Below are 13,112 nucleotides of genomic sequence, written 5' to 3'. Positions count from 1 at the left end.
CGCTCCGGCGTGCGGAACGGGGCCTCGGTGCGTGGCGAACGCGGTGATATCAGGTGATCAGTGGTGGCCGTGGCCGCTCGTGATCTCCTTGTACTCCTCGACGGTCGGCTTCGGGATCTGGGAGCCCTCGCCGTAGTACGCCTTGCTGAGCTTGGCGCGGAGCTTGTCGGGCGCCTTCACCTTGCGGGCGACCCCGTTCTCGTCGGTCGCCGGGCCGACCTCGGCCGGCTCGTACTGGTCGTGCGCGGTGAGGGTGTGCAGCTGCTCCTGGCTGAGCGGCTGGTGGACCTCGATGAACTCACCGTGCGGCAGCCGCTTGATGGTGCCGGTCTCCCGCCCGTGCAGCACCTTCTCGCGGTCCCGGCGCTGAAGGCCCAGGCAGATCCGCTTGGTGATGATGAACGCGAAGATCGGTCCGGCGAAGAAGCCGATCCGGACGAACCAGGTGACCGCGTTGATCGACAGCTGGAAGTGGGTGGCCCACAGGTCGTTACCACCACCGACCAGCGTGATCATGTACATCGTGATCCAGGCGACGCCGAACGCGGTGCGCGTCGGGGCGTTGCGCGGCCGGTCCAGGATGTGGTGCTCGCGCTTGTCCCCGGTGATCCAGGACTCGATGAACGGATAGAACGCGAGGGCCATCAGGACCGCGCCGAACAGCACCAGGGGGATGAACACGCCCAGGACCAGGGTGTGGCCCCAGAAGTTCACTTCCCAGCCGGGGAAGAACCGGATCAGACCTTCGGCGAAGCCCATGTACCAGTCCGGTTGGGCGCCCGTGGAGACCATGTCGGTCCGGTAGGGGCCGATCGCCCAGATCGGATTGATCTGCGCGACCGCCGCGACGACCGCGATCACACCGAAGACGAGGAAGAAGAAGCCGCCGGCCTTGGCCATGTAGACCGGCATCAGGGGCATGCCCACGACGTTCTTGTTGGTCTTGCCGGGGCCCGCGTACTGCGTGTGCTTGTGGTAGACGACCAGGATCAGATGGGCGACCACCAGCCCGAGCATGATGCCCGGCAGCAGCAGGATGTGGATCGAGTAGAAGCGGGCCACGAAGTCGGTGCCCGGGAACTCCCCGCCGAACAGGAAGAACGAGATGTACGTGCCGACGATCGGCGTCGCGAGGATCGCGCCCTGGGTGAAGCGGACACCGGTGCCGGAGAGCAGGTCGTCCGGGAGGGAGTAGCCGGTGAAACCGGTGAACATGCCCAGCACGAACAGCAGGAACCCGAACAGCCAGTTGATCTCACGCGGCTTGCGGAACGCGCCCGTGAAGAACACGCGCATCATGTGCACGAACATGCCGGCGAGGAAGATCAGCGCCGCCCAGTGGTGGATCTGCCGGATGAGCAGACCACCGCGCACATCGAAGGAGATGTGCATGGTCGAGTTGAACGCCTCGGACATCAGCTGTCCCTGGAGCGGGACATAGGAGCCGTGGTACTCCACCTCGGTCATCGACGGGTGGAAGAACAGCGTGAGATAGACACCCGTCAGGATGATGATGATGAAGCTGTAGAGGCAGATCTCGCCCAGCATGAAGGACCAGTGGTCCGGGAAGATCTTGCGCATGTTGGCCTTGGCCAGGGAGTAGATCCCCAGCCGGCCGTCCGCCCAGTCGGCGACCCGCTCGCCAGCGGGCGCCTTCCCGCGCCTGGTCTCGTTGGTGGTCGTAGTGCTCATCCGCGCTCCCAGAAAGCAGGACCGACGGGCTCTTCGAAGTCGCCGAGCGCTTCGAGATAGCCCTCGTCGTTCACACCGATCCGCAGCTGCGGCAAGGGGTGACCGGCGGGGCCGAAGATCACCCGGGCGCCGTCGGAGAGGTCGAAGGTGGACTGGTGGCAGGGGCACAGCACGTGGTGCGTCTGCTGCTCGTACAGCGAGATCGGGCAGCCGACATGGGTGCAGATCTTGGAGTACGCCACGATGCCTTCGTGCGACCACTCCAGCTCGCGGGCGTCCTTGATGTCCTCCGGCTGGAGCCGGACGATCATCAGGGCGGCCTTGGCGATCTGGGTCTGGAAGTCGTGGTCGTGCTCGTCCAGGCCCTCGGGCATGGCGAAGGTGAGCGAGCCGACGGCCACGTCCGAGGGGCGCAGCGGCTCGTTCGTGTTCATGTTGACCAGGAGCTTGCCGGCCTTCCACAGGGTGTGGCGCAGCGAGGTCCCGGGCAGCGGACCGAGGTCACGCAGCAGGATGACACCGGAGAGCGGGAAGAGGGCCAGCGCGCCGAACATGGTGTTGCGGATCAGCTTGCGGCGGCCGAGCGCGGACTCCTTGGCACCCTGCCGGAAGTCCTCCATGACCTTCGCCTTGACCTCCGGGGCGGCGGCGATGGGGTGCCGCTCGTCGGCGATCTCGTGGTCCGACATCAGGGTGCGGGCCCAGTGGACCGCGCCCGCGCCGATCAGGAACAGGGCGGCGCCCAGGGTCAGGCCCAGCGCGAAGTTCAGCGCGTTGATGTGCCCGATCGGGAAGACGAAGATCGACTTGTCGTGCGGGATCGCCACGTACGACGCGATGAAACCGGCGGTGGCCAGCATCGACAGCGTGAACATGAAGGCGACCGCGCGCTCGGACCGCTTGGCGGCCTGCTCGTCGATGTCCTGGATGCGGGGCTCGTGGGGCGGCAGCCCGGGGTCGGCGAACGGGTCCTTCTCGTCCGCGACGGAGACCGCGCCGTGCGCGACCTGCTCAGCCGGCAGGTTCTCTTCTGGAATGTCTTGGCTACTCATGACTTCTTGGCCTTTGCGGTCCGAGCGGCGACCCAGACGGCGACCGCGATCAGCGCGCCGAGGCCGAAGATCCACGCGAAGAGGCCCTCGGCGACCGGTCCGATCCCGCCCAGCGACATGCCGCCCGGGTTGTCGGTGTCGGAGCTGTTGACCGCGTCGAGGTAGGCGATGATGTCCTTCTTGTTCTGCTCCGTCAGCGTGGTGTCGGGGAACGACGGCATGTTCTGCGGGCCGGTCTGCATGGCCTCGTAGATGTGCTTCGGGTCGACCCCCTCCAGCGACGGCGCGTACTTGCCCTGGGTCAGGGCGCCGCCCTTGCCGGTGAAGTTGTGGCACTGCGCGCAGTTGTTGCGGAACAGCTCCCCGCCCGCGGCGATGTCCGCGCCCTCGGGGCCGTACTGCTCCTCGGTCGGGACCGTGGGACCGGCGCCGAAGGACGCGATGTACGCGGCGAGCTGGTCGATCTCGGCCTGCGAGTAGATGTTCTTCTTCTCCGGCACCTGGACGCCCTGCGACGTCGCGGCCGGCATCCGGCCGGTGGCGACCTGGAAGTCGACGGCCGCCGCGCCCACGCCGACCAGGCTCGGACCGTCGGAGGTGCCCTGACCGCCGGTGCCGTGGCAGCTGGCGCAGCCGACGGCGTAGAGCTTCTTGCCCTCTTCGATGGCGAGGGACTGGGCGGTCTCATCGGCCTGCGCCGTGTCCGCGGGCGCGAACGTGGCGTACAGCCCCCCAGTGGCCGCCAGCGCGAGGAGGAGAACGACGACCGCCGCCAGCGGATGGCGTCGTCGTACGGAGAGCTTTTTCACGGATTACCCCGGTGTCAGGATCTTCTGCGTCGATGCTGCTTCTGGAATGCGGGAGCGTGCGCGGGGCACGGGTCCGGCTACTTGATCATGTAGATCGTGGCGAAGAGGCCGATCCAGACGACATCGACGAAGTGCCAGTAGTAGGACACGACGATGGCCGCGGTCGCCTGCTCATGGGTGAACTTCCGGGCCGCGTAGGTGCGGCCGAGGACCAGCAGGAAGGCGATGAGTCCGCCCGTCACATGCAGTCCGTGGAAGCCGGTGGTCAGGTAGAACGCCGAGCCGTAGGCGTCGGACGAGAGCGAGATGCCCTCGTGCTTGACCAGCTCGGTGTACTCGGTGACCTGACCGCCGATGAAGACGGCACCCATGATGAAGGTGACGATGAACCACATCCGGAGCTTCTTCACATCGCCGCGCTCGGCGGCGAACACGCCGAGCTGGCACGTGAGGGAGGAGAGCACCAGGATCGTGGTGTTGGCCGCCGAGAACGGGAAGTTGAGGGCGTCCGCCCGCTCGCTCCAGAATTCGGGACCGGTCACCGATCGCAGGGTGAAGTACATCGCGAAGAGGGCCGCGAAGAACATCAGCTCGGAACTCAGCCAGATGATCGTTCCGACGCTGGTGAGGTTCGGCCGATTGACCGACGGGTGCGCGTGCCCGGTTTCTACTGTCGTTGCTGTCGCCACGACCGACATTATGTCGGTCGCTTATCCCGCCCTCACTCCCGGGGGTGCCGTTCGGAGTGTTCGCAGCGTGTGTACTGCCCGGATGGCCGATCGCATGACGATCACGGGCGGGTTCCCACAGGTGTTGACGGCGGGTGGGAGGGAGTAGCATCCGCGGCATCGGGCAGCGCCCGTTACGGCCGTACGACGCCGATGTCGCCGATGTCACGGAGGAAGCATGCAGCCGACCGCCACGGTGCTGGTCTACAGCGACGACTCCACCACCCGCGCGCAGGTGCGGCTCGCCGCCGGGCGCCGGCCCGCGCCCGATGTGCCGCCCGTCGAGTACCTGGAGTGCGCGACGGCCGCGGCGGTGGTGACGGAGCTGGACAGGGGCGGGATCGATGTGATCGTGCTGGACGGCGAGGCCACGCCGATGGGCGGCATGGGGCTGTGCCGGCAGCTGAAGGACGAGGTCTTCGAGTGCCCGCCGGTGCTGCTGCTGATGGGGCGGCCCCAGGACGCGTGGCTGGCGACCTGGTCGCGGGCCGACGCCGCGGTGACCCTGCCGGTGGATCCGGTGGAGTTTGCCTCGGCGTTGGCCTCGCTGCTGCGTAACCGTAAATTGCAGAGCGCCTAGGGAGCGGGGTGCGTCGCCCGGTGCGCGGGTGCGGGTGGTGGGGGGTTGCTCGCGCAGTTCCCCGCGCCCCTTCGGGCGTTGCCGTCCCCGGCGTCTGCAAGCCACGGTCGTTCGGTCAGACCTGTTCTGGACGGAGTCGCAGTGCGTCCTCCGGCTTCGGGCCCTCTGGGGTGCCGCCCAGGAGGGCGCTGCCGGAGCGCCAGTCCTTCCAGTCGAGGTTCCAGTCGCCGTAGCCGTTGCCGAAGGGCTCCATGTAGTCGCCGTAGGAGTTGATGACCTCGACGACGTCGCCCGTGGTGAACGTCTCGAAGAACCAGGCGGCGTTCCCGGTGCTCATGCCGACGCAGCCGTGGCTGACGTTGCGGTAGCCGTGGTCGCTGATGGACCAGGGGGCGGCGTGCACGTACTCGCCGCTCCAGGTGACCCGGGTGGCCCAGTAGACCGGCAGGTTGTATCCCTCCGAGGAACTCGCCGAGATGCCGACGCTGGAGCCGCGCATCCGGACGAAGTACTCCTGGCCCAGGATCACCTTGATGCCGTTACGGGTCTCGTAGCCCGGCTTGCCGGTGGTGATCGGGATGGAGTTGATCTCCTCGTCGTTGCGGTAGATCGTCATCCAGTGCGAGGCGGCGTCGGCGACGGCGATCAGCTTGTCACCGGTGGTGAACTTCAGCGTTTCGGCCTTGCCGCCCCACAGCCGGTCGCTGATCTTGATGCCCTTGAGGTTGCTGTTCGCCCTGACGGTGGCGTTGGTGGGCCAGAACTCCTTGGGGCGGTAGTGCAGCTCCTGGTCGTTCACCCAGTGCCAGGCGCCCTCCACCGCGGGCTTCGAGGTCACCTTCAGACCGCGTTCCACGATGACGCGCTGCGCCTTGTCCGCGACCGGCTCGCTCAGCTCGGCGATGACCGGCTGGGCGACGCCGTAGGGGTCCGGGTCCGGGTCCGGGCCGAACCAGACGTCCATGCGTGTCTTGGTGCGGGGCTGGCCGGTGTCGAAGGTGTGGGTCTTGCGGCCGGGCTTGCCGTCCGCGTTCTCGGTGCTCACCCGGACCGTGTAGCGGGCGTCCGCGGCCAGCGGGGAGGTGCTGTGCCAGCGGCGCCCGTCGGCGGAGAGTTCGCCCGCGAGATAGCGACCGGCGCCGTCGACGGCGGTGACGTCGGTGATGCGGTTGCCCTCGCCGTCGACGGTGATGTCGAGCGGCTTGGACGGGTCGGCCGGCAGGGGTTTGCTCTTGCTCCCCTTTGTCGGCTTCTCCGGTGTGTTCGGCTTCTTCTGTCCGGCCTTCTCGGCCTTGGCGCCGGCGCTTGCCTCGGCGCCCTCGCTGGGGTCGGCACTCGTGCTGTCCTTGGCGCTCTTGGCGCCCCCGGCGCTCGTGGCGCCCCTGAAGGAGATCTGATCCGCAGCGTCGTACGGCGTGGCCGCGAGCGGGTTGCCGTCGCTGCCGCAGGCGGTGACGGTCACGCCGAGGGCCATCACCAGCAGCGCGCAGCTGACGACGGAACGGGTGTGCGGGGAGGTGCTCATGGCTTCAAAATAAGAAGCCCCGGCGAGTCCGGCGCGTTCAGTGAGCCGTGCGGGGGACGGACCCCGCGCAAATGCAGGAGCCCGGCCCCTCCTGACGGAGGGTCCGGGCTCCTGGCCGTCCGGTGAGCGCTACTGCGTCTGGTTCTCGCCGCGGTAGTACTCGAAGACCCAGCCCCAGATCCCGATCAGGATGATCGGGGCGGCGAAGTACACCAGCCACCAGCCGACCGCGATGCCGAGGAACGCGGTCGCGCCGCCGACGCCGAGGGCGAGCGGCTGCCAGCTGTGCGGGCTGAAGAAGCCCACGTCACCGGCTTCGTCCGCGACATCGGCCTCCTCGTTGTCCTGGGCACCCACGTCGACCCGCCGGGCGGTGAAGCCCAGGTAGAAGCCGATCATGATGCACAGGCCGAAGGCCAGGAAGAGGGCCGTGGTACCGGCCGGCTCCTTCGACCACACGCCATAGACGACCGCCACGGCGAGGACGAAGACGCTCAGCCACATGAACATCTTGCCCTGAATCTTCACTTCCCGGCCTCCTTGCCGCCCGCGATGGCGCTGGCCCCGGAACCGCCGTGGCCGAGCTGGTCGAGCGCGGCGATCTCGGGGTGGTGCAGGTCGAACGCCGGGGATTCACTGCGGATCCGCGGCAGGGTGAGGAAGTTGTGCCGGGGCGGCGGGCAGGAGGTCGCCCACTCCAGGGAGCGGCCGTAGCCCCAGGGGTCGTCCACCTCGACCGGCTTGCCGTACTTGGCGGTCTTCCAGACGTTGTAGAGGAACGGCAGTATCGACGCGCCGAGGACGAAGGAGCTGATCGTGGAGACCATGTTCAGGGCGGTGAAGCCGTCGGCCGCCAGATAGTCGGCGTACCGGCGGGGCATGCCCTCGGCGCCCAGCCAGTGCTGGACCAGGAAGGTGCCGTGGAAGCCGACGAACAGCGTCCAGAAGGTGATCTTGCCGAGCCGCTCGTCCAGCATCTTGCCGGTCCACTTCGGCCACCAGAAGTGGAAGCCGGAGAACATCGCGAAGACGACGGTGCCGAAGACGACGTAATGGAAGTGGGCCACCACGAAGTACGAGTCCGAGACATGGAAGTCCATCGGCGGCGAGGCCAGGATGACACCGGTCAGACCACCGAAGGCGAAGGTGATCAGGAAGCCGGTGGCCCAGAGCATCGGTGTCTCGAAGGACAGTGAGCCCTTCCACATCGTGCCGATCCAGTTGAAGAACTTCACACCGGTCGGGACGGCGATGAGGAACGTCATGAAGGAGAAGAACGGCAGCAGCACACCGCCGGTGACATACATGTGGTGGGCCCACACCGTCACGGACAGACCGGCGATCGCGATGGTCGCGGCGATCAGGCCCTGGTAGCCGAACATCGGCTTGCGGGCGAAGACCGGGATGACCTCACTGATGATGCCGAAGAATGGCAGCGCGATGATATAGACCTCTGGATGGCCGAAGAACCAGAAGAGGTGTTGCCATAGCAAGGCCCCGCCATTGGCGGCGTCGAAGATATGGGCACCGAATTTCCGGTCGGCCTCCAGGGCGAACAGAGCGGCGGCCAGCACCGGGAAGGCGAGCAGGACCAGCACACCGGTCAGCAGCACGTTCCAGGTGAAGATCGGCATCCGGAACATCGTCATGCCGGGGGCGCGCATGCAGATGATCGTGGTGATGAAGTTGACCGAGCCGAGGATGGTGCCGAAGCCGGAGAAGGCCAGACCCATGATCCACATGTCGGAGCCGAGACCCGGCGAGCGGACCGCGTCCGACAGCGGCGAGTACGCGAACCAGCCGAAGCTCGCCGCGCCGTTCGGGGTGAGGAAACCGCCCACCGCGATGAGCGAGCCGAACAGGTAGAGCCAGTAGGCGAACATGTTCAGGCGCGGGAACGCCACGTCGGGGGCGCCGATCTGGAGCGGCATGATCCAGTTGGCGAATCCGGCGAACAGCGGCGTCGCGAACATCAGCAGCATGATCGTGCCGTGCATCGTGAACGCCTGGTTGAACTGCTCGTTCGAGACGATCTGCAGGCCCGGACGGGCCAGCTCGGCGCGCATGAGGAGCGCCATGACGCCACCGATGCAGAAGAACGCGAAGGACGTGACCAGGTACAGCGTGCCGATCGTCTTGTGGTCGGTGGTCGTCAGCCACTTCACCACCACGTTGCCGGGCTGCCTGCGCCTCACCGGCAACTCGTCCGCGTAGTGCGAGACCGGCGCCGGCGCCGCTCCGCCCTGGGGTTCGTTGATGATGCTCACAGCTGGTTCGACTCCCGGTCCTTCTCGGCCTGCGTCTGCTCGATGCCGGCGGGCACGTAACCGGTCTGGCCCTGCTCGGCCAGTTCCTTCAGGTGCTGCTCGTACTGCGCCTCGGGGACGACCTTCACGTTGAACAGCATCCGGGAGTGGTCGACACCGCACAGCTCGGCGCACTTGCCGAGGAAGGTGCCCTCCTGGTTGGGGGTCACCTCGAAGGCGTTGGTGTGGCCCGGGATGACGTCCTGCTTCATCAGGAAGGGCACCACCCAGAAGGAGTGGATGACGTCCCGGGAGGTCAGCACGAAGCGGACCGTCTTGCCCTCCGGGAGCCACAGCGTCGGGCCCGGGTTGCCGGTCTGCGGGTTGGTCTCACCGGGCGTGCCACAGGAGTAGACGCCGCCGGCGTTGTCCGGGAAGTCCTCCTTGTAGCGCGTCGGGATCGCGTCGAGTTCCTCGGCGGTCTTGGCGTCGCCGGTGGAACCCTCGACGTTCTCGATGTAGTTGAAGCACCAGCTCCACTGGAAGCCGACCACGTTGACCGTGATGTCGGGCTCGTCCTTCAGGCTCAGCAACTTGGTCTCGTCGCGGGCGGTGAAGTAGAAGAGGACCGACACGATGATGATCGGTACGACCGTGTAGAGGGCCTCGATCGGCACGTTGTACCGGGTCTGCGGAGGGACCTCGATCTTCGTGCGGCTGCGCCGGTGGAAAATCGCACTCCACACGATGAGGCCCCACACCAGCACGCCGACGGCGAGCGCGGCAGCCCATGATCCCTGCCACAGGGAGAGGATCCGCGGAGCCTCTTCTGTGACCGGGGTGGGCATGCCCAGGCGGGGGAAGTCCTCCCATGTGCAACCGGTGGCGGTCGCGAGGACCAGGCCCGCGGTCAGAGCCTGAAGCAGCTTCCGCCGCATCGGGCGCCGCGGCTTGGGGGTACCTCCCACGCCCTTCAGGCTGTGGGGGAGGTCGGAGCCGTTGGGACTCACGTAGCGCCTTCCCGAGAGTCTCGCCCGCGCGGTTGGCTGCGGCCTGCCTCGCTGGTCGGTCGCCGCCCTGCGTCGGGCAGGGGTTTGGATGTTTATGCGGACCAAACCCTAGCCGACGGTCTCCGACGGTTCGCGGGGAGGGGTGCCCTGTACCTCCGGCGGTTCGCTTGATTGGCCGGTGCGGGTGTGTGGGGGCTGGTCGCGCAGTTCCCCGCGCCCCTTTGCGGCGTCGGTTTCGCCCGGCGATCTACCGTTGCCGTATGGGTTACTTCGACGCTGCCTCTGGGGTTCCGCTGCATTCTGTTGCGCGGGAGGCGTTGCTCGCCTCGGTGGATGACGGGTGGGCCGATCCTTCGCGGTTGTACCGGGAGGGGCGGCGGGCGCGGATGCTGCTCGACGCGGCTCGGGAGGCCGCCGCGGAGGCGGTGGGGTGCCGGGTGGACGAGGTGGTGTTCACCTCGTCCGGGACGCGGGCGGTGCATACGGGGATCGCGGGTGCGCTGGCCGGGCGTAGGCGCATTGGCCGTCACCTGATCGTGTCAGCGGTCGAGCATTCGTCCGTGCTCCATTCGGCCGAAGCGCATGAGGCCGGGGGTGGGACCGTCACCTCCGTCGCCGTGGACCGGACGGGCGCGGTGGGTGTCCGGTCGTACGCCGACGCCCTGCGGCCGGACACCGCGCTGGCCTGTCTCCAGTCCGCCAACCACGAGGTGGGGACCGCGCAGCCGGTGGCCGAGGTGGCGGGGGTGTGCCGGGCGGCGGGGGTGCCGTTGCTGGTGGACGCGGCGCAGTCGCTGGGGTGGGGGCGGGTGGACGGGGACTGGTCGCTGCTGACGGCCAGTGCGCACAAATGGGGCGGTCCGGCCGGGGTCGGGCTGCTGGTGGTGCGCAAGGGGGTGCGGTTCGCGCCCCAAGGGCCCGCGGACGAACGGGAGTCGGGGCGGGCGCCCGGTTTCGGGAACCTCCCGGCGATCGTCGCGGCGGTGGCCTCGCTGCGGGCGGTGCGGGCCGAGGCGGCCGGGGAGGCGGTACGGCTGCGGGAGCTGACGGAACGGATCCGGGCGCGGGTGCCTCTGCTGGTGCCGGACGTGGAGGTGGTCGGCGATCCGCGGCGGCGGCTGCCCGGGATCGTCACCTTCTCCTGTCTCTATGTCGACGGCGAGGCCCTGCTGCACGCGCTGGACCGGGCGGGCTTCTCGGTGTCCTCCGGCTCCTCCTGCACCAGCGGCACCCTGACGCCCAGCCATGTGCTGCGGGCGATGGGGGTGCTGAGCGAGGGGAACGTACGGGTGTCGCTGCCGCTCGGGGCCCAGGAGGGGGAGGTGGAGCGGTTCCTGGAGGTGCTGCCGGGGGCGGTGGCGGGTGTCCGCGAACAGTTGGCCACCGCGGCGCCCACCACCGCCGTGCACGAGGACACGCTGGTGGTGGACGCCCTGGGCAAGCTGTGCCCGCTCCCCGTCATCGAACTGGCCAAGGTGATCGGGCGGGTCCCGGTCGGCGGCACGGTCCGGGTGCTGGCGGACGACGAGGCGGCCCGCCTGGACATTCCGGCGTGGTGCGAGATGCGGGGGCAGGAGTACGTGGGGGAGGAGACGGCGGAGAAGGGGACGGTCTATGTGGTCCGCCGGACCAGCTGACGTCCCCTTTTCTTCAGGGAAGCCCTCGGGACTCAGCCCAGGTACCCCCTGACCTCGTCCCCGGCCTCGTGTCCGTACGCCTTGGTGAAGCGGTCCATGAAGTGCACCCGGCGCAACTGGTACTCCTGCGTGCCCACGGTCTCGATCACCAGCGTGGCGAGCATGCAGCCGACCTGGGCCGCCCGCTCCAGGGAGACACCCCAGGCCAGCCCGGACAGGAACCCGGCGCGGAAGGCGTCGCCGACGCCGGTGGGGTCGGCCTTGCGCTCCTCCTCCGCGCAGCCGACCTCGATCGGGTCCTCGCCCTTCCGCTCGATCCGCACGCCGCGCGCGCCCAGCGTGGTGACCCGGTGGCCGACCCTGCCGAGGATCTCCTCGTCGTTCCAGCCGGTCTTGGACTCGATGAGTCCCTTCTCGTACTCGTTGGAGAAGAGGTACGCGGCTCCGTCCAGCAGTATCCGGATCTCCTCCCCGTTCATCCGGGCGATCTGCTGGGAGAAGTCGGCGGCGAACGGGATGCCGCGGGTCTTGCACTCCTCGGTGTGCCGGAGCATCGCCTCCGGGTCGTCGGCGCCGATCAGCGCCAGGTCGAGGCCGCCCACCCGGTCGGCGACGGTCTTCAGCTCGATCAGCCGGGCCTCGCTCATCGCGCCCGTGTAGAAGGAGCCGATCTGGTTGTGGTCGGCGTCGGTGGTGCAGACGAAGCGGGCGGTGTGCAGGGTCTCGGAGATCCGGACCGAGTCGGTGTCGACGCCGTGCCGGTCCAGCCAGGCGCGGTACTCGTCGAAGTCGGCGCCGACCGCGCCGACCAGGATCGGCCGGGTGCCCAGCTGGCCCATGCCGAAGGCGATGTTGGCGCCGACCCCGCCACGGCGGACGTCGAGCTTGTCGACGAGGAAGGACAACGAGACCGTGTGCAACTGGTCCGCGACGAACTGGTCGGCGAAGCGGCCGGGGAAGGTCATGAGGTGGTCATTGGCGATGGAGCCGGTGACTGCGATGCGCACGGCGAGGACGCTCCTCGGTGGACGGCAAGTGACAGTCAACGCTACCGGTTCCGCCGGGCGCCGCTGAAGCAGCCAAAACTACCCGATAGTAGATCTTTCTTCGCGCCCTCCGGCGTGCCTACGGTGCCGTTATGACGAACCTCAGGGTCCACTCCCCCGCTCCGGCCGACCTCGAAGGCGACCTCGCGTCGCTGCGCGGGGACTGCGCCCGGATGGCCCCGCACTACCCGGTACCGCGGCGCGGCGCCACCAGCCCGGTCCCGCCCGCGCTGATCCATGGCGTGACCGTGCCGCCGGGGTCGGCGCGGCTGCTGGACGCCATGTCGGACTACGGCGACTGAGACACCCCGCACCTCCTGGCGGAACCGGACCTTCCGGCGGCCCCGGCGCGCGCGCCGGGAACCGTGCGCTTCCCCGCCGCGTCCCATCGGCGTCCCCTGTCCGGGGGATCGGGCACACGCCCACCCCAGTGGCCCTAGATCGGCAGGGCCGGGGCATCCGGGACAGCCTGCGCGGCCGAAGGAGCGATGCGGTGAACACCGAGCGACCCGACATACCCGAGCCGGAGCGGGAGCCTGGGGCCGGGCCTGATGTGGAGGGTGTGGTGGAGTCCGGCGGAGTGTCCGGTGGAGTCGGGGGCTCCGTGGCGGGCGAGGCGGGCACGGCAGAGGAGGGGACGGAGAGGGGCGAGGCGGGCAGGGCAGGCACGGTGGGCGCAACGGCCGAGCCGGTCGGGGAGGGCGGGCCGGTCGGGCAGGGTGAGGTGGTCGAGCGGACCGAGAGGGACAGTACGGCCGAGCCGATCGGGCAGGGCGAGCCGGTCCAG

General features: G+C 68.6%; 12 protein-coding genes and 1 pseudogene. 4 read left to right on the top strand and 9 right to left on the bottom strand.

All coding sequences use genetic code 11. The annotated features are described in order from the left end of the window. Positions 1 to 57 precede the first annotated feature (57 nt). From ACFRFC_RS26305 to ACFRFC_RS26290, 4 genes are all read right to left on the bottom strand, one after another. Positions 58 to 1,692 carry a cytochrome bc complex cytochrome b subunit gene (locus ACFRFC_RS26305; RefSeq protein WP_382692055.1) on the bottom strand — a complete coding sequence of 545 codons (1,635 nt, stop codon included), beginning with the start codon at positions 1,690 to 1,692 and terminating at the stop codon, positions 58 to 60. Continuing rightward, positions 1,689 to 2,744 (bottom strand): Rieske 2Fe-2S domain-containing protein, encoded by a 1,056-nt coding sequence (locus tag ACFRFC_RS26300; protein ID WP_382692054.1) that lies wholly within the window; start codon positions 2,742 to 2,744, stop codon positions 1,689 to 1,691. Before ACFRFC_RS26300 ends, ACFRFC_RS26305 begins: the two co-directional genes overlap by 4 nt. Next, complete coding sequence (locus tag ACFRFC_RS26295; protein ID WP_382692053.1) at positions 2,741 to 3,553, bottom strand: c-type cytochrome; 813 nt, start codon at positions 3,551 to 3,553, stop codon at positions 2,741 to 2,743. The genes ACFRFC_RS26300 and ACFRFC_RS26295 overlap by 4 nt, the downstream gene beginning before the upstream one ends. A gap of 77 nt (positions 3,554 to 3,630) precedes the next feature. Beyond that, complete coding sequence (locus ACFRFC_RS26290) at positions 3,631 to 4,251, bottom strand: heme-copper oxidase subunit III (protein ID WP_382692052.1); 621 nt, start codon at positions 4,249 to 4,251, stop codon at positions 3,631 to 3,633. A gap of 208 nt (positions 4,252 to 4,459) precedes the next feature. Between ACFRFC_RS26290 and ACFRFC_RS26285 the strand changes: the two genes are divergently transcribed. Beyond that, positions 4,460 to 4,861 (top strand): hypothetical protein, encoded by a 402-nt coding sequence (locus ACFRFC_RS26285; protein WP_382692051.1) that lies wholly within the window; start codon positions 4,460 to 4,462, stop codon positions 4,859 to 4,861. A gap of 115 nt (positions 4,862 to 4,976) precedes the next feature. Here the strand turns inward: ACFRFC_RS26285 and ACFRFC_RS26280 are convergent, their stop codons facing one another. The 4 genes from ACFRFC_RS26280 to coxB form a co-directional block, all read right to left on the bottom strand. Beyond that, positions 4,977 to 6,386: an Ig-like domain-containing protein gene (locus tag ACFRFC_RS26280; RefSeq protein ID WP_382692050.1), complete on the bottom strand. Its 1,410-nt coding sequence runs from the start codon at positions 6,384 to 6,386 to the stop codon at positions 4,977 to 4,979. 129 nt (positions 6,387 to 6,515) lie between these two features. Next, positions 6,516 to 6,914, bottom strand: a complete 399-nt coding sequence (locus ACFRFC_RS26275) for a cytochrome c oxidase subunit 4 (RefSeq protein ID WP_382692049.1) — start codon at positions 6,912 to 6,914, stop codon at positions 6,516 to 6,518. Further along, the gene (ctaD, locus tag ACFRFC_RS26270; protein ID WP_382692048.1) at positions 6,911 to 8,653 is read right to left on the bottom strand and encodes a cytochrome c oxidase subunit I; all 1,743 of its coding nucleotides are present in this window, start codon (positions 8,651 to 8,653) and stop codon (positions 6,911 to 6,913) included. Before ctaD ends, ACFRFC_RS26275 begins: the two co-directional genes overlap by 4 nt. Continuing rightward, positions 8,650 to 9,642: a cytochrome c oxidase subunit II gene (coxB, locus tag ACFRFC_RS26265; RefSeq protein ID WP_382692047.1), complete on the bottom strand. Its 993-nt coding sequence runs from the start codon at positions 9,640 to 9,642 to the stop codon at positions 8,650 to 8,652. The genes ctaD and coxB overlap by 4 nt, the downstream gene beginning before the upstream one ends. A gap of 260 nt (positions 9,643 to 9,902) precedes the next feature. Here coxB and ACFRFC_RS26260 point away from each other — a divergent pair, with 260 nt between their 5' ends. After that, positions 9,903 to 11,279 (top strand): cysteine desulfurase/sulfurtransferase TusA family protein, encoded by a 1,377-nt coding sequence (locus ACFRFC_RS26260; RefSeq protein ID WP_382692046.1) that lies wholly within the window; start codon positions 9,903 to 9,905, stop codon positions 11,277 to 11,279. 32 nt (positions 11,280 to 11,311) lie between these two features. Here ACFRFC_RS26260 and ACFRFC_RS26255 read toward each other — a convergent pair whose 3' ends face one another. Continuing rightward, the gene (locus tag ACFRFC_RS26255) at positions 11,312 to 12,286 is read right to left on the bottom strand and encodes a carbohydrate kinase family protein (RefSeq protein WP_382692045.1); all 975 of its coding nucleotides are present in this window, start codon (positions 12,284 to 12,286) and stop codon (positions 11,312 to 11,314) included. Positions 12,287 to 12,417: 131 nt separating this feature from the next. Here ACFRFC_RS26255 and ACFRFC_RS26250 point away from each other — a divergent pair, with 131 nt between their 5' ends. Together ACFRFC_RS26250 and ACFRFC_RS26245 are read left to right on the top strand one after the other, a co-directional pair. After that, positions 12,418 to 12,627, top strand: coding sequence for a hypothetical protein (locus ACFRFC_RS26250; RefSeq protein WP_382692044.1), 210 nt, complete (start codon positions 12,418 to 12,420; stop codon positions 12,625 to 12,627). A 191-nt stretch (positions 12,628 to 12,818) separates the two neighbouring features. Beyond that, positions 12,819 to 13,112 (top strand): annotated as a pseudogene (locus ACFRFC_RS26245) (hypothetical protein); the annotation flags it as partial.

The sequence above is a fragment of the Streptomyces sp. NPDC056734 genome (assembly GCF_042790455.1).
Taxonomy (GTDB): Bacteria; Actinomycetota; Actinomycetes; order Streptomycetales; family Streptomycetaceae; genus Streptomyces.
This window is presented reverse-complemented; position numbering and strand designations above follow the sequence as displayed.